Here is an 18,925-nt window from a genome sequence, read left to right on the forward strand (position 1 = left end):
TCCTCTACTCTCTCAATTATTGTCGTTTCTGACTTCAATAGCCTTAGCGTGGGCCTGCAAACCTTCTGCGTAAGCCAAGGTTGTGATATCGTGCTGAGCCTTATTGACTGCTGCCTTATCGTATTGCGTATATTGGATACGTTTGACAAAATCGTGCACGCCTAATGCTGATGAAAAGCGGCTGGTTGCTGTCGTTGGAAGAACGTGATTGGCACCAGCATAGTAGTCACCAATTGGTTCACTGGTAAAGTGACCAAGAAAGACGGAACCCGCATTTTCCACTTTTTCCAGATAATCATAGGCATTGTCCATAGCAATTTCCAAATGTTCTGGCGCAACCAAGTTCATGAGTTCAAACATAGCATCTGTATCATTGGCGATAATAATTCGGCCGTTATTTTCAATAGATGGACGAGCAATCGCCTCACGTGGCAAAAGCTTGAGTTGACCTTCAATCTCACTTTCAACTGCATCAGCCAAGGCTTGAGAATCTGTTACCAAAATGGCGCGTGCGCGTGTATCGTGCTCTGCTTGAGACAAGAGGTCGGCTGCCACATAGGTTGGATTGGCACTACTATCAGCGATAACACCAATTTCTGATGGTCCTGCAATCATATCAATACCGACAATACCATAAACTTGTTTCTTAGCAGTCGCCACGAAAATATTACCAGGACCTGTAATCTTGTCCACTTTTGGAATTGTTTCTGTACCAAAGGCCAAGGCCGCAACCCCTTGAGCCCCACCGACTTGGTAAATGCTATCCACACCAGCCAATTTGGCGGCTACCAGAATCGCAGGAACAAAGTGCTCTTGAGGCGGCGTAATCATAATAATCTCTTTAACCCCAGCAATTTTGGCAGGAATAACATTCATAAGAACTGATGACGGATAAGCCGCAGTTCCTCCAGGCACATAGACACCCACACGATTGATAGGACGAATCAATTGACCACGAATAACACCCTCACTTGGTTGGTCCTCAAAACCAGTCTCCAACTGATGTTTGTGATAAGATTCAATGTTTTCTTTGGCATTGACTAGGGCTTGGTAAACCTCTGGATCAATCTCTTTAAAGGCTTGATCAATCAAGTCCTGTCCAACTTCAAAATCAGTCAAGTCAACCTTATCAAATTTAGATGAATAGTCACGAAGGGCCTCGTCTCCACGTTTTTTAACGTCTTCAATAATGGCTTGAACCGTACTTTCAACGTCTCTATTTTCTTTTGACAGTTCCAATTGCTCCTGATAAAGAAGCTCCGCAATTTCTTTATTTGTTCCAGTTAATCGTTTCATTCGAACGGTACCTCCTCGTTTCCTACAAGTGATTCAATCTTACAAATGAATGGTAGAACTTCCTTGTTATTTTTCAAAGAAGCCTTATTAACAATCATGCGTGCTGAAATCCTGCAAATATCTTCATAAACTTTTAAGCCATTAGCAACAAGGGTATTCCCTGTTTCCACAATATCGACAATGGCATCTGCTAGACCAATGACAGGGGCAATCTCAACGCTCCCTTGAATCGAAATAATCTCGACATCCTCACCCTTTTGATTAAAATAATCCGTCGCAATGGTTGGATACTTGGTAGCAATACGTTTACGCTTATGGTCATCAGGGTTATAGTCTTCTGTTGATGCTACGGAGAATTTACAAAGGCCAAAATTAAGGTCTAACATTTCCAAATAACCTGTCGGATGTTCAACCAAAACATCCTTCCCAACAATCCCAATATCTGCGACACCATGTCGGACATAGGTGGTCACATCTGGTGCTTTGACCAGGAGAAAACGGAAACGTTTGTCAGGACTTTCGAAAATCAAATTACGGCCCTTATCAGCCATAAAAGACATGTCAAAGCCAGCTTTTTCTAGTAATTTAACCGTATCTTTCTCAATACGTCCCTTAGTCAAGGCAATTGTGATTTGATTGCTAGTCATCCAAGTCACCTCCAAATTCCACATCGTCATGTACTGCTTGATAAACTGAGTCGATATCAATGGCCCAGCCAACCGCTGTTAACTCGGTAGCTCCAAAGCGTTCAAATAGTTTATCGTAACGGCCACCTGATACAAAGGCATCTGGTACCTTGTCACCGAAGACCTTAAACATCATGCCAGTGTAGTAAGGCACTGCTGGCAATTGAGCCAAATCAAGCGTCGTCTCTGGGAGACTATCTGATAAACGATTAGTTAAAACTTCCAAACTATCCAAAGCCGTCAAAAAGGCTTCACTGTCTGTTAACTGTCTAGCCTTGGTCAAGACAGCATTTGTCTCACCAAACAAGAAGGGTAACTGCTCCAAAACCATGTCATATTGACTTGGATTTTCTTTGGTAAACTCCTTAAGACCGGTGATCGATTTATCACGGATATAGGCCGCCAACTCTGCTTCTTTTACAGCTGGAAGGTTTAATTCTTCAAAAATGAGTTGTAGGAGGCGGGCATGTGAAAATTCAAACTTGTAATTTTTGACCCCTGCAGCATCTAGAGCCTCTTTAGCAGAAGCTATTGCTTCTTCCAATGCCTGATGAACTGGAAAACCAATGATTTCCACACCAGCCTGCGTATGCTCATTGGACAAGCCACGCATTTCCTCATTGTAGTTAAAGACTTTTCCAGAGTAAGAAAATTTAATCGGTGTATGAACTTGAGTCGAAGCAATCACACGCCCAATTTGGCTAGTAATATCAGGACGTAAACTAACAAGATCTCCATTTTTGTCAAAGAAATTATAGTTTCCATTGTCCACAACATCACTAAAGACTTCGAAATGCTCTAAGGTTGGTGTCTCAATCCGAAGAAAGCCCTTTGTCATCAACAAGTCACAGATACGGTGTTCAATCTGATACATGGTACGGGCACGTTTGAAAAGTTTATCGTGCATTCCTAAGGCTAATGTCGTTTTTTTCATGCTTGTAACTCCTGTATTGTCATTAATACGCGCTCCATCTCATCCTGCGTCCCAATAGAAATGCGTAGTCTGTCTGAAATACGCTCCACTTTTGGAAAATAACGGACATAAATTTTCTTACTTTGGAGATAGTCAAACAATTGGCCTGCCGTCATTCCGTGCGGTTTAACCAAAACAAAATTGGTTTTTGAAGGCAGCACATCAAAGCCAATAGCTTGCAATTCTTGACTAAACCAGTCACGTGTATCCATAATCTTAGCGCAGATATCCTCATAATAATCCCAAGACTGAACGGCTGCAGTCGCCAAGACTTCTGCGATGCTATCCACATTATAGGGATTGACCGAATTTTTGACGGCATTGATCACAGCCATTAGCTTTGGACTTCCGATGCCATAGCCAACACGCAAACCTGCAAGTGAGGCGTCCTTAGAAAAGGTCCTGGTGATAAATACATTTTCATACTTTTCTAAGAGAGGTAAGGCAGTCTCCCCACCAAAGTTAATATAGGCTTCGTCAATAATCACAACTACTGACTGATTGGCCTTTACAATCTCTTCAATTTGATCGAGAGGTTTATAAATACCTGTTGGCGCATTTGGATTAGTAAGGACAATCCCACCATTTTCAACCAGATAATCTTGAGTATCAATCTCAAATGAAGTACTCAGAGGCACTTCTCTAAAAGGGATATGGTACAAATCTGCCCAAACCTTGTAAAAGCCATAGGTCAAATCTGGAAACAAGACTTCTTCCTCGCTGTTAAAGAAAGCTAGAAATGCCATTGACAAGATATCGTCTGACCCATTTCCAATAATCACTTGATCAGCAGGAACACCTAACTGTTCAGATAAGGCTTGACGCAAAGCCGCTTGATCCAAAGTCGAATACTTGCGTAACTGATGGGCATCAAAGGATGCTAAAGCTTGATGGACCGCTGGACTTGGTCCATAGGCATTTTCATTAGTATTCAACTTAATGATATTTTTCTCAGCAGGCTGACTACCCGCCACATAGGGTTCAATCTTTCGTAATCCTTTGATTTCCATAGTTTATCCTTTCTGTTCAACTCCGACCAAGTGTACGGCTAGCTACAAATACTAAAAGCAAGGGTAACAAAAAACGCCCTCGCAAAAACAACTTTTGCAAGGACGTTGGCACGTGGTTCCACCTTAATTCGAACAGGGGTCACCCCCTCTTCCTCATGAAGTCACAAGGTCTCTCTTGTAACTCCTAGTCTCTAACGGAACCACCCGTCGTACACTACTGTCATCCAGAGTTCGCATACGCTCTCAAGAATGTGTCGTCTTTGATCTCATGCGTTCTCAGCTTCCCGCATTCTCTGTGAAACGATCTGACTTTTTCTATCAACGATTTCGATTTTAGTTTATTTTACCTGAAAATTCAGAACAAAGCAAGTCTTTTTTGTATATTTTTATAAAAAGTTGAAAATCATGTATATTTAATAGCAGAAACAAGCCTTTTAAGACTTTTCTTAGGTGATGACGGACGCGTGTGAAATGATTCGGTGGGTGATTCTAGCTATCAAAAAAGTTCCATGCCTAAGTTTTGAACCTCATGTCTCAAAAATCCCTCGCACCGCAAATACGATAGATTCAGGTATTTTCATCACTATAGAAGATTTCGTTCTATCTAAATTCCTATCACAAAAAAATCAAGCTCAGTTATTTTTTATGAAAATGTCTTTAAGCAAATTCCTCATTTAAAATAATTTCTTCATTTTATGGTTTGTATATTTATCCTAAATATTTTTTCAAAGCAAGACAAAAAGCCTGAAGCAAAGCTCCAAGCTCTTATTGTTAAGCCAATTTTCTAGGTCTGATAAATCCTGTCATAATACTCAAACAAAGTAGGCCCGCAGCAACATACCAATAAGGCATATCCACGCTAGTTGTACGGCCTGAAACCTCAACGATTCCCTTAACCATACAGGCACTAGCTACAACTGCAATAGATGAATTAAAGAGAAGTTTTGAAAGACGTGTTTTCACCCAAGACATTCCCAACCCTGTTAGTAGATAGATGAGAGCCCCAGCTAGTGGTGCAAAAAACATCATACGCATAAACATGGACGATTCCCCATAAGAAAATCGCTCATAGACAAAGGTAAAGACTAGACTAAAGATAGTTAGACCGATATAAGTGAAAAAGTGTCTGCTGGCTGATTTTTTAGTAACCGACGTAAACAATATCGCTCACCGCCCTTTCTGAGATTTTATTTCCGTTTGTGGTTGGCTTGTTAATGACTTGACCATTGAAATACATGGTAGATGAGCCACCCCCATCAAGGTTGTAGGCTGTCGTCACGCCATAAGATTTCATCAATTCTGCCATTTCATAGAGGGTCAAGCCTGATGACTCACTGGTACGTCCATCCGAGACAATAACAATATAGTGCACACTGCCATCACTCTCTTCGATGACTCCGATAGCTGTACGTGGATTGTCGGCCATGGCCTGACCAACCTCTTCATTTTCCGAAACAGCTACCTTACCATTTTCAACCAAGGTTGGACCAAAAGCAAAGGTATTCACCACACCTGAATCGACCAATTTTTGAGCCGTTGTATCGCTCTCCTTAAAGGTCTTGAAGCTACCATCTGAGTATACTGCAAGGTCCTCGTAGTCACTGTTTCGATCAGTATCACGATAGACTTGACCATTTTTAATCACATAGCCCGACTGATTAGCCCCGTAATAGTCACCATTGATGGCAAAGATTGCATTATTTTGCTGGGCAATACTTGAAGTAGTGTCGGTGATGTTGGTCCCATAGGTATTTTGTGCCAAAGCCGTTTTAAGGTAATCTGCACTTGAAAGCTGGATATCGGCCACATAGTAAGTGGTATCACTGGTTTTACCTGTCGTGATTTTGATATCCATATTGTCATCTTTATAAGTCGTATCCGTCTTAGTCACCTTACCAGTGCTAGTAGATGCCGTCGACGAAGCTGTGGTTGAGCTAGTCGTATTGGCCGAAACCGTTGAGACCGCTGAAGGAATGACAAAGACCTTTAAGAGAGAGTAAACATTTGCTCCCATCAGAAAAAGGGTAAAGAGTAAGGCATAGGCATGCCTTTTTAGAAATTTCATAGAAGACCTCCAATTTTGAAAGATAAGATAGAAACCATAAGTTCCTTTTGCTTGACATTAGCATAACAAGCAAAGCTTAAAATCTTCTATAATTCCCACAACTACGCCTTTTCTTTAAGCTTCCCTTAAGAAAAAAGCAGAAGAGTAACTCCTGCTAGTTGGTCTCACTTGTAGTAGTGCCTTGAATCTTTGGAATGCTTGAGTTAACTCCATCAGAAGTTTCTTTTAAATCCTCTAACTTTCTATTCCAAATAGTTACCTGATTGACAAGGAGTTGATCTGACATTTTGGCATAAGAAAGTTTAAGAGAGGTCGTTTCTGTCTGTGTACTTTTCTGAGCCTTATCGCTGACATCAGACACATAAACAACTTGATAAGTAACCTCTGTCAGGGCTTCATTGTCTTCTGTATTGACATAGATTTGAGCAGTTTCGAAGTGATAATCCAACATATAATCCTTATAGACTTGGTTGATGGATTCTTCTTGACGAGCGACTTCTTCCTTATAAGCAGAATCTGTCATATAGGGCTTAATACGGTTGTTGTTCTCTCCCAGCTTTTCCTTGGTAAAGTACTGCGTAAGAAATTCTTTGACCAGCTCATCAGAAATAACACTCGCCTTTTCCTTTTCTTTCTCTTTGGTCAATAAATGATGAGCTTCAGACTGGATTTATTTCTGCGTGTGATTAGTCACAGACTGAGAACCAATGGTGTAACCCATCACAACAATAAAGCTGGTCACAGCTAGACCACCTAAACCAATCAAGAGCCGAGCTTTCATTTTACTCAACATGGATAATACTATCTCCTTCTTCATAAGATAGCACCATCATAACAAAATGGACTTGGAAAAGTTATCACAAAAAAAGATTTAGCATAATTTAAAACTAAATCCCTTTCTTTTATATAATTTTTTCTGAAGAAGCATGTCGTAAAAATATCAGGGACAAAACAAATAAATTCAACCCATATATGAAATATAACGACCAATAAGTTTGAACGTTTAAGAATTGTAGTATGGTTAGAATCATAACACTAGCAAGATTTATTAAAATAGATGTATGCAAAACAAATTTTTCATTTCCAAAGCTTTGTAGTAACATTTTAGAACTTTCGTAAATGGGAGATAGCCCCATAGCTAAAAATGTATACAAAGTAATAGGTACAATATTTGTTGTGATTTCATCAGAAAGAAAGTGAGATAGAATATTTGATGATAACACAACAGGACAAGCAAGTAACATACTAGCAATATATGAATTTTTAAATATAGTTTTCAAAAATTCTTTGACATGTCCCATTTTCTCTGCTTCCGGCAAATAGACGGAAACTGTTGTCGAATATACAAAAGAAGGAACACGAATAATTGAAAGTAGCTGACTAATAACAGCATAAATCGTAAGTATCTCCAAACCCAGTCTTGCCATAAATGCATCAAACACTATAATAAATAACACACTTTCTAGAACCTCTTGACCAACTAATGGGATACCAAATTTTACTAACTCTAATTTCGTTGTAGACTTCACAAATAGAGACTTCCAAATCATTGGATAAACCATGAATAAATAGCTACAAGAAACAAAACACAAAGATATAATCGTTGATATAGCAGCTCCTCTAATTCCTAATAGTGGTACCAATACATAGTTCAATAATACATCTAATACTGAGCTTGCCAATCCGATCCACATAATTAGTCTTGTTTCCTTTTGAACTCTCAATAGATTAGTAAGTGAAAAATTTAATAGTGTCAAAATTATATAGGGGGACGTAATAACTAAATAATTTGTTGCTAATGCTAATAAACTACCTCTAAATCCATAAAGTCCACTCAACATAGTTTCTCCGTAAAAAATTACAAAAAAAGCAAATGCTGTGCCAATAATCAAATTTATGATTAAATTTGATTTCAACAAATCGTTAAACCTGCTGTATTGTCGGTTAGAATAAGCCTTAGAACTTTTAATATTAAAAGACAGACTAAAGGCCCCTAAAAGACCACCAAAAGCAAATAGCATATTCTGAATAATAGATATTCCCGATAAAATTATTGATGAGTTATTCACAGCAAAATGTAAAGCCAGCTGTCCAATAATAATTTGACCAATGTTAGTCAAAACTAGTGGCCCTGCAAATCTGTTCACTTCTTTTGAATCTATCATTATTGCTCCCTAAAAGGTATTAACTGTAAATATATATCAGACTTAACTAAATTTGCATAAATAATATGTAAAATTGGTGTTTCTTCTAAGAAAGATATGATTGCTTGCTTACACTCTGCCGCAGATACATCATAGTTTTGCTGTAACAGTTCTACAATATTATCCAATGAAAAATTTTTGGAAATACAATAAAGTATTTCTGCACCTATTTCATCAAACGAATAATACTCTAAATCAAGTCTATCGTATCCTATATACTCATTTTCTACTTTATTTACAATGAAATCCCTCTTACCTTTTATAACGAAATGTTCTTTCATACGACTTCCACATCTCCTTTTTGTTCATAAAAGCAAGCTAAATCAGAACCCAATAAAGTTCCATCCAATTCCAGAGCACTGCATCGGCATCCTCCACCACACCATGGTAATGGACATTCCGCACATTTGCCGGAAATATCATCAAATGTAATTGATCTTAGTTTATTAAATACAATCGAATTGTGCCAAATTTCACTAAACTTTTGTTTTTTTACATTTCCAGCAACTAACTCATCTATCCCGTTCATCAAATCACAGCCATATACATCTCCCTTGTGATTGATTGAACAGGCTCTGATACCGGCTTGACACGATATCTCCCTTTGCTTATCAAAATTTATATCTACTTTTTGGTGCCAAACACTTTCTAACAGATCCAATCTATTATAAAACGCAAGCGGAAAATAATGTGTCCAAAAAACATCACTTTCATTTGGTGGAACAATTTTAAACTTAACTTTAAATTCTCCCCTAGAAAGTCGCTCAGTTAAATCAAGAAAAACTGGATACCAGTTTTTCTTATCCGCCAAAATACTACCATCATTAGCTCTACCAGTCGGACAGATAACCATTACTGACATATACTCTATACCAAGCATATCATTCAATCTTACAGTATTTATCAAATCATTGACATTATGCTTACCTAAGGTAAATAATGTTGATACAGGTAAGTTATATCGTTGTAAATTTTTAATTCCCTCAATAGCTTTCTTAAAACTTCCTTTTCCTCGTTGACTATCGTGTACACTAGATTTACTACCATCTATTGTTACACAAATTCTGTCTAAATTCAGTTTTGATAACTCTCTAGCAATAGAATCTGTGATTAAGTTTCCATTCGTATTCAAAACCTTAGCAAATCTATATTGATTAAAAGCTTTCAAAATGTCAAGGATGTCTTCACGCATAAAAGGTTCTCCACCAGTCACACCTACTCTTGGAACACCCATCAAATCAAGCTCTCTAAAAACAGAATCCAACTTTTCTACGCTCATTTCTCCTTTTTTACTTGCAAAAGGACCAGCTTCTGCAGAACAATAGGAACAATTTAAGTTACACCGATTGGTTACACAAACATCTACTAATAATGGATATGGTGAATAATCTCTCATATATTTTCCCTCCTAAAAACATATAGGCCAACAAATGTTGACCTACAGTTGCTTTCTTAATGCTTACCCCAACTGTTAACTTTAGTTGTCTTAGGAGCATTAAACTCTTTTTTAGGTGATATAGGTCTTTCCTCCTTAATTTGATAAATCTATTATATCTTTTTGAAATAAGTGTCGAAATTTTTCCCATATCTGCGTATTACCTATTACTTGCTAAAATTTTTTCTAGATGTCCTTCATAAGTTTTTGCTAGATGGTTACTTCCTGCTAGTTTCATTGCTCCAATACACTTTTTCATTTCAATAATAGCTTTATGGTCTCCCTCTTTTTTATACTGATATAGATGTTGTGCATACTGGAAAACGAGGCGTTCATAGACTTCTGTTTCAATGAAGAAACATTGATTTAATTGTTTTTCAAAATACAAAGCATCTATGAACTTTCCTCTTTCAACACATGTGATATAACCATTTAATAACATAGTTGAAATCAACCGTCTATTATTAGGAATCTCTTTATAAAAATCAGAACGTCTTGACATCTCTCTGGCTAAAACCATAAAAACATCGTGTTTTAGAACATCTAAGGTATTTGCAAAAATCAGTAATTCATAATAACCCCAGTATTCCACACCAAAAAGATAGTCTGTTAATTCAATTAAATCTTGTTCTGAATAATAGTCTTCGCCAGACAAATCTTGCAAGCGTATTTTTAATAAAATAGTATTAATGTGATAAAATTTCTCTCTCTTAGTCTTTGACTCCATTTGAGAATAAAGTAGTTTTTCAATCCTTCAATATCATGATTAGATACAAAATGGCGTACCTTTGACAAGATTTCGTTAAGTTCATCACGGTGAAAATCATGAACGGCATACATAAATTCATCAATTGGCATGTTAATCTCATCCAAGATGAGCATAAATTTTGAAATGGTTAAATCAGTCTCCCCTTTCTCAAAGCGAGAGAGCTGAGACGTTGATATACCAGCCTTAGCAACATCTTTTAATCGTAAACCTCTTGATTCTCGAAAAGTTTTAAAAATTTCTCCAAAATTTTTCACTTCAATCCCTCCATCACGCATATATGGGAATAATTTTTCTTTGACATCATAATAGCATACAATTAAGAAAAACAAAAGAGAGGATTTACACATGAAAAAACAACAACTATTATCATTTCTACTCCTTCTATTTGAAGGAATTCTTGTAATTGTTGTAGGCTAATTATTTGTCTACAACAAGTAACCATCGTTCTTTTTCACCCCAACAAGTCAAAACCACCCGTGAGAATGATATGATACCTCTTAAGTAGACAAGGTAAATACCTAAAATCTACTTAAGAGGTATTTTTATGTCTAGAAGAGAAAGATTCACCCCATACGAGAAAGAACAAGCTTGTCTCAATTATATTAATGATAATCGTTCCAAATCTGAGATATATAACTGTCTCCATATTTCCACAAGAACGATTCAAGATTGGGCCGCCATCTATAAAAAATATGGGATTTTAGGATTCACAAAGAAAACAAAAAAACGTTCCTATTCAAAAGAATTTAAAATGGAACTTGTAGAAAAATGTATTAGTGGTGAGGCTTCATCTATTGATTTCGCCCAACCGTATCAACATGATACTTACAATTCCATGTAGTATGTGCTAAACTATTATTATCCTGTCTCATCAGGGGTCCTCCTTTTGTATATTAGTTAGTGGTCGGGAAACCTTATCTAATATAACACTTTAGGGGGACTTTTTTGATACATCGCTAAAAGCTTTTCGGAACCACTAGCATAGCTAGTGGTTTTCGTAAGACAAAAAGACAGCCTCAACTGAAGCCATCTTCGCTATATAATCATATCTTCAGTAATGTCAAATTCTCTCAAGAGCTCCTGAATCGTATCAAAGTTCAGACGGAAATGCTCTAATTTATGACCATCAGACCCTATAGAATACTTGCGACATCCCAAATCCTTAACAAGGCCTAGAGCATAACGGTAGAGGTCTTCGTGATGATAAAGATACATGCTCTTTGCATTCAGCTCAAAAGCCAAATCATTAGCAATCATTTTCTGGAAAATACGTTTGAGTTGTTCTTCATAGACTTTTAGCTCATCAACAGTCACATCAAACAGGCGGAAACCATAGTCAAAGTGGGCCAGAACATCTGCGTCCACACGACCAATAGCGTACTCCAACTTGTCCAGATACTCTTGAATAATGCTTGCCTTGTCCATATCCGCTACCTCATCATCAAGATAATCATTGACCCCATTATGGTGAACAGATAAAAGTTTGAGATCATAGTCCTTACCATCCAGAAAGTCTAAAATATCCCTTTCCCTAGGTTGGTAATAACCAATCTCGATACCACGTTTAATACGATTACCATACTTACGGTTAAGACTTTCAATCTCACGACTATAGGCCTCATACTCGGGCACATCATCCTGTTTGGTATAAGGATTAGAGAGATCATAATGCTCAGTCGTTACAATCTCCCCATCAAAATGCGTCAAATAATCAGTAAAGTTCGCATCCGAATCATAGGAATGATGGGTATGCAAATGGTTATCACGAATAGACATAACTACTCCTTATTTTTCAAATACATTGTAAGTTGCTTATGGGCCAACCAAGTCAAGCTCACCATGATTCCCTCATAAATAATAAAGAAAATCACAAAGCACTGAAGAAAGTACTCTTCTGGCAAAACATTGATAATCGGGTCCAAGATTGGATTAAAGAGCCAACTGCTATCCCCAGGAAAGAGGGCTTCATGAAAGAGCGTAAAAAACTCATCAAATCCGAGAAAAAGCCCCACAACCCCAATAAGGACTGGCAAGAGTGCTAGACTCATATAAAGTTTAACGTAAAGACCAAAGGTCCCTTTCTTCACATTACGCCAAAGAGAAGTTACTGCTGGATAAGCTAGTAGAATAACAAGCCCCTGAACCAAATGAAAGAGCCACTTCACATCATGGAAATGCTTAAGCCCACTCTCCGATGATGGAAAATCAGGCATGGACAGATGACCAACCCAAGGAAAGGTCAGGTACTGCATGAGGATATTGAAATTATGCCAGAGCTCTGTCTTGCCAAGAATGACATAGTCCAAAAGATGCATCCAATCAATATCAAAATAATAAAAGCCCCATGCCAGATAAATCGTCACTAGGATAGACAGGGCCAAGAGCCAAATCGGAGTCAGAACAGCCTCAATTTTAGTTCGCATCAAAATCCCACTCCGCTAGACTAGAAAGCACATGGTCTGGTTTTACTGGTAAATCCGAAACTTCTTCCGCCTTGGTAAATCCAGTTGTTACAAGAAGTGTTGGAAAGTCATTTTTTATGCCAGCTGTAATATCAGTCAAGTAATTGTCACCAACCACGATAGTTTGGCTACGTTCTGTCCCAAGGATTTCAAGAGCCTTGTTCATGATAATAGCTTTAGGCTTACCAATAATGATTGGTTTCACACGGGTAGCCGCCTCGATAAGAGCTAAGAGGGAACCAGCACCTGGAAGAAGACCACGTTCAGTTGGGATATTCAAATCTGGGTTAGTTCCAATAAATATAGCCCCTTTGTGGATAGCAAGCGTTGCTTTAACCAACATTTCGTAAGTGACTTCACGGTCCAATCCAACAACAACATAGGCAGGATTTTTCTCATCTACCGTATACCCCGCTTCTGCAATTGCAGATTTAAGTCCAGTCTCCCCGATAACATAAACCGTCTTGCCACGATTCATATCGTTCATATAGTCAACTGTCGCCAAGGTTGCTGTGTAAATAGTTTCAAGAGGCGTTTCTAATTCGCATTGATTACGCAAAAGTTCTTGCACCATCTCTGGTGTACGCATACTGTTATTAGTTACAAAAAGATAAGGAATCTGGCGCTTCTGCAATTTCTTAACAAAAGCCTCCCCTTCAGGAATACGGTCCTTACCCTTGTAAATGGTTCCATCTAAATCAATCAAATAACCCTTATATGTCATCTTACTCGTCTCCTATTTCCTTCCATTGGATGATGGCATGAGCATGAATATTGCCATCAACACAAATCTGATGTTGACTACTCAGACTCTCTTGGTCAAACTCATAACCAGAATATATTTCCGACCCATGATGAATCTCTTTCACATACTTAAGATCAATGTGGGCTGGCGTGTACTTGGTCAAAAAGTTCAAATCGAAAACATCCAACATCCACTCCAAATACTTACTATTGTTAACGTGACCATTCATGTCTAAGTCAAAATAGCGCACACGGTATAAGGTATCAACGGGATTTTCCAAAACCTTGTAGCGAGGACCACGAAGCAACTTTTTAGTTTTTTCAGCTTCATAAGGTGCCACCAACTCGTCTGGAACCTCAGCTACCTTACGTGTCTCATAATCCATGAGGGCAAAAGTAGTCTTAAAGAGCATGATTTGCTGACCAGCTTCATCAGTGATGTAAAAATTACGGTAACAGAAAATCTTATTATAGGAAATAGCTTCCGTTGTAATGGTCACCTTTTCATTGTAGCGAGGCAGGCGGTCAATCTCAATCGCATAGTCTGTCACAATCCAAACCAGACCATATTGATCAAAAACTGCGTCGTCCGCATTCCCAAGAGACTCAGACTGCATGGCTGATACTTGCAAGGAAAATGCCAACAAATGTGGTAATTTCACCTGATGCGTGATATCCGTCTCATAAAACGGAATCTGATAAGGAATACTAAACTTTAATCCCATCTAATCCTCCAATATAAATTGCTCAGCGACATTATCTCCCAGAAAGAGGCCCCGTTTGGTCATACGAATCACATCTGGATCCTTAACCAAAAGCCCATCTGCTTGTAGTTTTTCCACAATGTCCCCATAAGTATCTGCAAATGATAAGCCAAACTTCTCTTCAAACCGTTTGATAGACACGCCTGATTTTTTCCGTAAGCCAAGGAAGAATTCCTCCTCCATCATCTCCGCCTTAGTCAGATGCTCCTCGTGAAGTCTAGCATGCCCATCCTCTGCTATAGCCTTTAGGTAATGCTGGATAGGACCACGATTACGGTAACGAACACCATTGACATAACCAGAGGCCCCAGCACCCACACCATAGTACTCATCATTATTCCAGTACATGAGATTGTGACGACTCTCCATCCCAGGTTTGGTAAAATTGGAAATCTCATAATGCTCAAAACCATTTTTTTCCAACTCTTGAATAATATAGTCAAACATCTCTGCTTCCAAGTCTTCAGTTGGCAAATTGAGCTTACCCCGACGCATCTTATTCATAAAGACCGTGTGATGTTCCAAGATCAAACTGTAGAGACTTAGGTGTGGAATATCCAGTTCTATAGCCTTTCTCACATTTTCCTTAACCTGATCCATGGTTTGACCAGGTAGGGCATAAATGAGGTCAATGGAAATATTATGAAAACCAGCAGCCTTCAAACTATCAATACTTTCATAAATTTGTGCTTGATTGTGACTGCGACCAATTTGACGCAAGTGCTTGTCATCAAAAGTCTGAACCCCTAAAGACACTCGATTAACAGCAGATTTTTTGAGTACTTCAATCTTATCAACCGTCAAATCCCCAGGATTGGCCTCAATAGTAAATTCCTCCAACTTAGACAAATCCAAGTTCTTCTGAAGATTGCTTAAAAGATAGTCCAATTGCTCGGCAGAAATAGCTGTCGGTGTCCCACCACCAATGTAAAGGGTGCGAAGTTCCTTGATATCTAAAAGCTCCCACTCACGAATCAAAGCCCGTAGGTAGTCATCAACGGGCTGATTTTTAATAAATACCTTGGAAAAGTCACAATAATAACAAATTTGTGTGCAAAATGGAATATGCACATAGGCTGACGTTGGTTTTGTTTGCATGTAACTATTCTACCATTTTTTAAGCAGAAATGAGACCTTGAAAAAGAAGAGTTTGACGCAAAAAAGAAGCTATCTCTTCAGATAGCCTCTTCCTATTATTTTGTTAATGAGAATGGGAAAGCTTTGTAGTTACTATAATCAAAGCTTGGTCCCAAATCAGAGATGAATTGGACTGGCGTGTAGGTTCCATTTTCAAGAATAAAACCAGGCTTAGCTTGGAAACCAGCTCCCCCTAGTCCAGTAATACCAGGAAGCAAGGTTGAAAAATCGCCACCTTCCCAAACGTAGAGATTACCAGAAATTTGAACAGCTTTTGCAGTCGTTGAACTTTGACGATAGGGTTCGTAATCGACATTGAAATTAGCTTTTGAAGTGACGTTACCATTGGCATCTACTGTGAAACTAATATCTGTCGCCTGAGGACTGGTACCAGTCCAAGTTCCCACTAATGCTGCTGGAACAGGAGCGTCACTTTGACTATCCCTTGTTGTTTGACTAGACTTATTGGAATCAGAAGTAGCACTGCTACTTGCACCTGATTGAGCATCATTTCCAGCTGTAGCTTGATTTTTTGAGGAGCTAGCTTCAGGAGTACTCGCTTCTTCTTGACCTTGGTCTTTTTTTGAAGCTGACGCATCTGACTTAGCCTGTTTGTCGGTCTTCTTTTCAGTTGACCTTGTAGATGACTTAACTAACTGAGATGTTGAAGGTATAGATGATGCTGCGGTGTCTTTTTCTGACTTAGACCCACATCCGACAAGGGTTGCAGAAACAGCTACAGACAGTAAAACAAGTGAGCAAACACGGATAACTTTATCTTTCATTTTCATAAACCTCTTTCTATATGTCTATTATATCTATTTTGTTACAAAAATCAAGCATAGTTTGTAATTTTGTAACATTTATGTCATTATTTGTATTACTGTCTTAAGTTAATATGTCTGTGTAAGCAAAAAAGTCTATCATTCCTATGGGAATGATAGACTTTGGACTATTATTTAAGAACGATTCATCTGCGAAAGGTATCCTAATTACTATTTGTCTTCTCTTTCAAGATAACCTGTATAAGAGAGATGGTTGAAGCCCTCCAAGATAATAATGCGCTTGCCACCATCCACAACGACATAACAATATGACTTTCTCGCATCGTGGTAGATGTCATTAACACTCTTAGCCTGATAACCATGTGACTTAAGAGACTTCTGTATTTTAGCAAACTCTTTTTGCACCTCATCATTATCTACGCTGCCCGATTGATCCACCATATATTCTTTTAAAGGCTTAGCAATTAAGATATCTTTACCATCAGAATCTGTAGTAACAACCCCATTTTCAGAGATAGTCCCTTCTCCTTCTGAATCATCATCGGAATCAAATTTTTTCCATTTGCCAACAAAAACTTTTGGAACCGCTACCTTATGAAAAAGATATATCTTTTTTAAATCTTTGGTACTTCTTGATCCGTAGTAGAGGTCTGATAAGAATAAATCTAGAACTAAGTTTGTCCCATCTTTCTGAATCAGATTATAGTAGCCAAACACATCCGTCTTTACCAGGATGATCTCTTTGGTCTGTAATTGGTATTTCTTGTCAAAATCAGCAATCGTTTTTAGTTTTGAATCACTGACGTCCTCTAAGCTTGTTTCAAACTTCTGTCTTACTTTCTGACCAGTAGAGATTTCTTTGATTTCTTCTTCCCTATGGCCTGCAACAAGTTTTGATTTTTTCCCACTTAACTCATAAACCAAACCAGCATTATAACTAGTTACCCACAAACCATTCAAGTTTGTTTCTTTGAAAGAAAACAAAAAGACACCAAGACTTGTTGCTAGGACAAGAAATAAAGCAATACCCAAACCAATAAAAGTCTTCTTCCCAAACTTTTTCTGTTTAACAAAGACAAGCTGCTGTGCTGAAGTTTGGTTGACCATCTGACCAGTCACTTGATTTGGTAAAGGCGTGGCTCCTGCAGGCACGGAATTTCCATTGTTAGAAAAAGTAGCTTGTCTACCTTCCATAACAAACTCACCATTTTGAAGAGCCTGCTGACACTCCTGAATAGTGGGCTTACGATTATTAATCACTTCAAAATATTCAATCCATTCTTTTCGATTCATCATCTCTCCTAACAGTTCTTAACAGAAAAATCTATCACTCGATTGGAAGTGATAGATTTTTCAATTATTTAAGCACTTCTTGTGTCTTAGCATAGTTAGCTTCAACAGCTTCTTTTTCAGCTTTCCACCAGTCTTGGTGATCGGTATACCACTTGATTGTTTCTTCTAAACCTGATTCAAAGTTTGTGAATTGTGGTTCCCAACCAAGTTCTTCACGCAATTTTGTTGAATCGATTGCGTAACGCAAATCGTGACCAGCACGGTCTGTAACACGGTCGTATGCGTCTTTTGGTTGACCCATTTTTTCAAGGATAAGCTCAAGCACTTCCTTGTTGTTCTTTTCACCATCGGCACCAATCAAGTAAGTTTCACCGATACGACCTTTAGTGAGGATAGCCCAAACACCAGTTGAGTGGTCGTTAGTATGAATCCAGTCACGGACGTTTTTACCTTCACCGTAAAGTTTTGGTTTAATTCCTGACAAGATATTAGTGATTTGACGTGGGATGAATTTTTCGATGTGTTGGTATGGTCCATAGTTGTTTGAGCAGTTTGAAATTGTTGCCTTAACGCCAAATGAACGCACCCATGCTTTAACGATAAGGTCTGAAGCAGCCTTAGTTGATGAGTAAGGTGATGATGGGTTGTATTTGGTTTCTGCGGTGAATTTTTCACCAGGACCTTCACCATGTCCAGGAAGGTCTTCACGCAATGGAAGGTCACCATAAACTTCGTCTGTTGACACGTGGTGGAAACGAATGTCGTATTTACGAGCTGCTTCCAAGAGTGTGTAGGTACCAATGAAGTTTGTGTAGATGAATGGAGATGGGTCATTCAATGAGTTATCATTGTGACTTTCAGCCGCATAGTGAACAATGGCATCCGCCTTAGCAGCCAATTTGTCTACCAATTCAGCATCAGCAATGTCCCCTACAACCAATTCAACACGGTCACCAAGGATTTCTTCAATGTTAGCACGGTTACCAGCGTAAGTGAGTTTGTCAAGGACAGTCACATGTACGTCTGGATGATTGTTGTAGACATAGTGTACGAAGTTTGAACCGATGAAACCTGCGCCACCGGTTACGATAATGTTTTTGTATTCAGTCATTTTTTCTCCAAATTTCTTTGTTCCTTAATCGTTCCTTTAGCTAGTGAGGGACGCCAGCAACCCTTCGGTTTCATGGCTAAATCTGGAGCCGAAGTCTCCGGATTTCCCTACAAGATTCCCTAAGGGAATCTTGTTTTCACTAGGGCAGGAACAATCTTATAGCGCTCCTTGTAGTCGCGATTCTGCTGTGC

The 18,925-nt window shown here is 38.5% G+C and carries 19 protein-coding genes and 2 pseudogenes; 1 reads left to right on the forward strand and 20 read right to left on the reverse strand.

Annotation, left to right across the window (positions count from 1 at the left end):
• Positions 1-12 precede the first annotated feature (12 nt).
• The 12 genes and pseudogenes from hisD to QRD39_RS04390 form a co-directional block, all read right to left on the reverse strand.
• The gene (gene hisD / locus QRD39_RS04340; protein WP_285955791.1) at positions 13-1,296 is read right to left on the reverse strand and encodes a histidinol dehydrogenase; all 1,284 of its coding nucleotides are present in this window, start codon (positions 1,294-1,296) and stop codon (positions 13-15) included.
• Positions 1,293-1,943 carry an ATP phosphoribosyltransferase gene (hisG, locus tag QRD39_RS04345; protein WP_002883998.1) on the reverse strand — a complete coding sequence of 217 codons (651 nt, stop codon included), beginning with the start codon at positions 1,941-1,943 and terminating at the stop codon, positions 1,293-1,295. Before hisG ends, hisD begins: the two co-directional genes overlap by 4 nt.
• A complete protein-coding gene (locus QRD39_RS04350) occupies positions 1,936-2,916 on the reverse strand; it encodes an ATP phosphoribosyltransferase regulatory subunit (protein WP_008534354.1) in 981 nt (326 codons plus the stop codon). Before QRD39_RS04350 ends, hisG begins: the two co-directional genes overlap by 8 nt.
• Positions 2,913-3,965 carry a histidinol-phosphate transaminase gene (gene hisC, locus QRD39_RS04355; RefSeq protein ID WP_285955792.1) on the reverse strand — a complete coding sequence of 351 codons (1,053 nt, stop codon included), beginning with the start codon at positions 3,963-3,965 and terminating at the stop codon, positions 2,913-2,915. Before hisC ends, QRD39_RS04350 begins: the two co-directional genes overlap by 4 nt.
• Before the next feature lie 771 nt (positions 3,966-4,736).
• Positions 4,737-5,126: a hypothetical protein gene (locus QRD39_RS04360; protein WP_008534352.1), complete on the reverse strand. Its 390-nt coding sequence runs from the start codon at positions 5,124-5,126 to the stop codon at positions 4,737-4,739.
• Positions 5,107-6,030 (reverse strand): phosphodiester glycosidase family protein, encoded by a 924-nt coding sequence (locus QRD39_RS04365; protein WP_008534351.1) that lies wholly within the window; start codon positions 6,028-6,030, stop codon positions 5,107-5,109. Before QRD39_RS04365 ends, QRD39_RS04360 begins: the two co-directional genes overlap by 20 nt.
• Positions 6,031-6,184: 154 nt before the next feature.
• Positions 6,185-6,823: pseudogene (locus tag QRD39_RS04370) on the reverse strand (peptidylprolyl isomerase).
• Positions 6,824-6,932: 109 nt separating this feature from the next.
• Positions 6,933-8,195 carry a tryglysin-associated MATE efflux transporter WgkD gene (gene wgkD, locus QRD39_RS04375; RefSeq protein WP_285955793.1) on the reverse strand — a complete coding sequence of 421 codons (1,263 nt, stop codon included), beginning with the start codon at positions 8,193-8,195 and terminating at the stop codon, positions 6,933-6,935.
• Positions 8,195-8,515 carry a PqqD family peptide maturation chaperone WgkC gene (wgkC, locus tag QRD39_RS04380; RefSeq protein WP_008534348.1) on the reverse strand — a complete coding sequence of 107 codons (321 nt, stop codon included), beginning with the start codon at positions 8,513-8,515 and terminating at the stop codon, positions 8,195-8,197. Before wgkC ends, wgkD begins: the two co-directional genes overlap by 1 nt.
• Complete coding sequence (gene wgkB, locus QRD39_RS04385) at positions 8,512-9,630, reverse strand: radical SAM/SPASM peptide maturase WgkB (RefSeq protein ID WP_285955794.1); 1,119 nt, start codon at positions 9,628-9,630, stop codon at positions 8,512-8,514. The genes wgkC and wgkB overlap by 4 nt, the downstream gene beginning before the upstream one ends.
• A gap of 56 nt (positions 9,631-9,686) precedes the next feature.
• Positions 9,687-9,779: a tryglysin family RiPP peptide gene (gene wgkA, locus QRD39_RS10170; RefSeq protein ID WP_434556763.1), complete on the reverse strand. Its 93-nt coding sequence runs from the start codon at positions 9,777-9,779 to the stop codon at positions 9,687-9,689.
• 50 nt (positions 9,780-9,829) lie between these two features.
• Positions 9,830-10,692, reverse strand: a pseudogene (locus QRD39_RS04390) (helix-turn-helix domain-containing protein).
• A gap of 290 nt (positions 10,693-10,982) precedes the next feature.
• Here QRD39_RS04390 and QRD39_RS04395 point away from each other — a divergent pair.
• Positions 10,983-11,279, forward strand: a complete 297-nt coding sequence (locus QRD39_RS04395; RefSeq protein WP_008534345.1) for a transposase — start codon at positions 10,983-10,985, stop codon at positions 11,277-11,279.
• Positions 11,280-11,473: 194 nt separating this feature from the next.
• Here the strand turns inward: QRD39_RS04395 and QRD39_RS04400 are convergent, their stop codons facing one another.
• The 8 genes from QRD39_RS04400 to rfbB all read right to left on the reverse strand — a co-directional run bounded on the left by QRD39_RS04400 (position 11,474) and on the right by rfbB (position 18,734).
• Positions 11,474-12,208 carry a PHP domain-containing protein gene (locus QRD39_RS04400; protein WP_037609112.1) on the reverse strand — a complete coding sequence of 245 codons (735 nt, stop codon included), beginning with the start codon at positions 12,206-12,208 and terminating at the stop codon, positions 11,474-11,476.
• Positions 12,209-12,216: 8 nt separating this feature from the next.
• Positions 12,217-12,861 carry a TIGR01906 family membrane protein gene (locus QRD39_RS04405; RefSeq protein ID WP_008534343.1) on the reverse strand — a complete coding sequence of 215 codons (645 nt, stop codon included), beginning with the start codon at positions 12,859-12,861 and terminating at the stop codon, positions 12,217-12,219.
• A complete protein-coding gene (locus QRD39_RS04410; protein ID WP_008534341.1) occupies positions 12,851-13,624 on the reverse strand; it encodes a TIGR01457 family HAD-type hydrolase in 774 nt (257 codons plus the stop codon). Before QRD39_RS04410 ends, QRD39_RS04405 begins: the two co-directional genes overlap by 11 nt.
• Position 13,625: 1 nt before the next feature.
• A complete protein-coding gene (locus tag QRD39_RS04415; protein ID WP_008534340.1) occupies positions 13,626-14,369 on the reverse strand; it encodes an acyl-ACP thioesterase domain-containing protein in 744 nt (247 codons plus the stop codon).
• On the reverse strand, positions 14,370-15,506 hold the full coding sequence (gene hemW, locus QRD39_RS04420) for a radical SAM family heme chaperone HemW (protein ID WP_008534339.1): 1,137 nt from the start codon (positions 15,504-15,506) through the stop codon (positions 14,370-14,372).
• A gap of 95 nt (positions 15,507-15,601) precedes the next feature.
• Positions 15,602-16,336, reverse strand: coding sequence for a hypothetical protein (locus tag QRD39_RS04425; RefSeq protein ID WP_285955795.1), 735 nt, complete (start codon positions 16,334-16,336; stop codon positions 15,602-15,604).
• Between the two features lie 204 nt (positions 16,337-16,540).
• Positions 16,541-17,623 carry a hypothetical protein gene (locus QRD39_RS04430; protein ID WP_286657710.1) on the reverse strand — a complete coding sequence of 361 codons (1,083 nt, stop codon included), beginning with the start codon at positions 17,621-17,623 and terminating at the stop codon, positions 16,541-16,543.
• A gap of 64 nt (positions 17,624-17,687) precedes the next feature.
• Positions 17,688-18,734, reverse strand: a complete 1,047-nt coding sequence (rfbB, locus tag QRD39_RS04435) for a dTDP-glucose 4,6-dehydratase (RefSeq protein ID WP_003096936.1) — start codon at positions 18,732-18,734, stop codon at positions 17,688-17,690.
• Positions 18,735-18,925 lie beyond the last annotated feature (191 nt).

It is taken from the genome of Streptococcus raffinosi (assembly GCF_030284685.1).
GTDB classification, from domain to species: Bacteria; Bacillota; Bacilli; order Lactobacillales; family Streptococcaceae; genus Streptococcus; species Streptococcus raffinosi.

Coding starts and splice junctions, on each gene's coding strand:
- hisD (WP_285955791.1), bottom strand. CDS start 1,296: ATGAAACGATTAACTGGAACAAATAAAGAAATTGCGGAGCTTCTTTAT.
- hisG (WP_002883998.1), bottom strand. CDS start 1,943: ATGACTAGCAATCAAATCACAATTGCCTTGACTAAGGGACGTATTGAG.
- QRD39_RS04350 (WP_008534354.1), bottom strand. CDS start 2,916: ATGAAAAAAACGACATTAGCCTTAGGAATGCACGATAAACTTTTCAAA.
- hisC (WP_285955792.1), bottom strand. CDS start 3,965: ATGGAAATCAAAGGATTACGAAAGATTGAACCCTATGTGGCGGGTAGT.
- QRD39_RS04365 (WP_008534351.1), bottom strand. CDS start 6,030: ATGAAATTTCTAAAAAGGCATGCCTATGCCTTACTCTTTACCCTTTTT.
- wgkD (WP_285955793.1), bottom strand. CDS start 8,195: ATGATAGATTCAAAAGAAGTGAACAGATTTGCAGGGCCACTAGTTTTG.
- wgkC (WP_008534348.1), bottom strand. CDS start 8,515: ATGAAAGAACATTTCGTTATAAAAGGTAAGAGGGATTTCATTGTAAAT.
- wgkB (WP_285955794.1), bottom strand. CDS start 9,630: ATGAGAGATTATTCACCATATCCATTATTAGTAGATGTTTGTGTAACC.
- QRD39_RS04395 (WP_008534345.1), top strand. CDS start 10,983: ATGTCTAGAAGAGAAAGATTCACCCCATACGAGAAAGAACAAGCTTGT.
- QRD39_RS04405 (WP_008534343.1), bottom strand. CDS start 12,861: ATGCGAACTAAAATTGAGGCTGTTCTGACTCCGATTTGGCTCTTGGCC.
- QRD39_RS04410 (WP_008534341.1), bottom strand. CDS start 13,624: ATGACATATAAGGGTTATTTGATTGATTTAGATGGAACCATTTACAAG.
- QRD39_RS04415 (WP_008534340.1), bottom strand. CDS start 14,369: ATGGGATTAAAGTTTAGTATTCCTTATCAGATTCCGTTTTATGAGACG.
- hemW (WP_008534339.1), bottom strand. CDS start 15,506: ATGCAAACAAAACCAACGTCAGCCTATGTGCATATTCCATTTTGCACA.
- QRD39_RS04425 (WP_285955795.1), bottom strand. CDS start 16,336: ATGAAAATGAAAGATAAAGTTATCCGTGTTTGCTCACTTGTTTTACTG.
- QRD39_RS04430 (WP_286657710.1), bottom strand. CDS start 17,623: ATGAATCGAAAAGAATGGATTGAATATTTTGAAGTGATTAATAATCGT.
- rfbB (WP_003096936.1), bottom strand. CDS start 18,734: ATGACTGAATACAAAAACATTATCGTAACCGGTGGCGCAGGTTTCATC.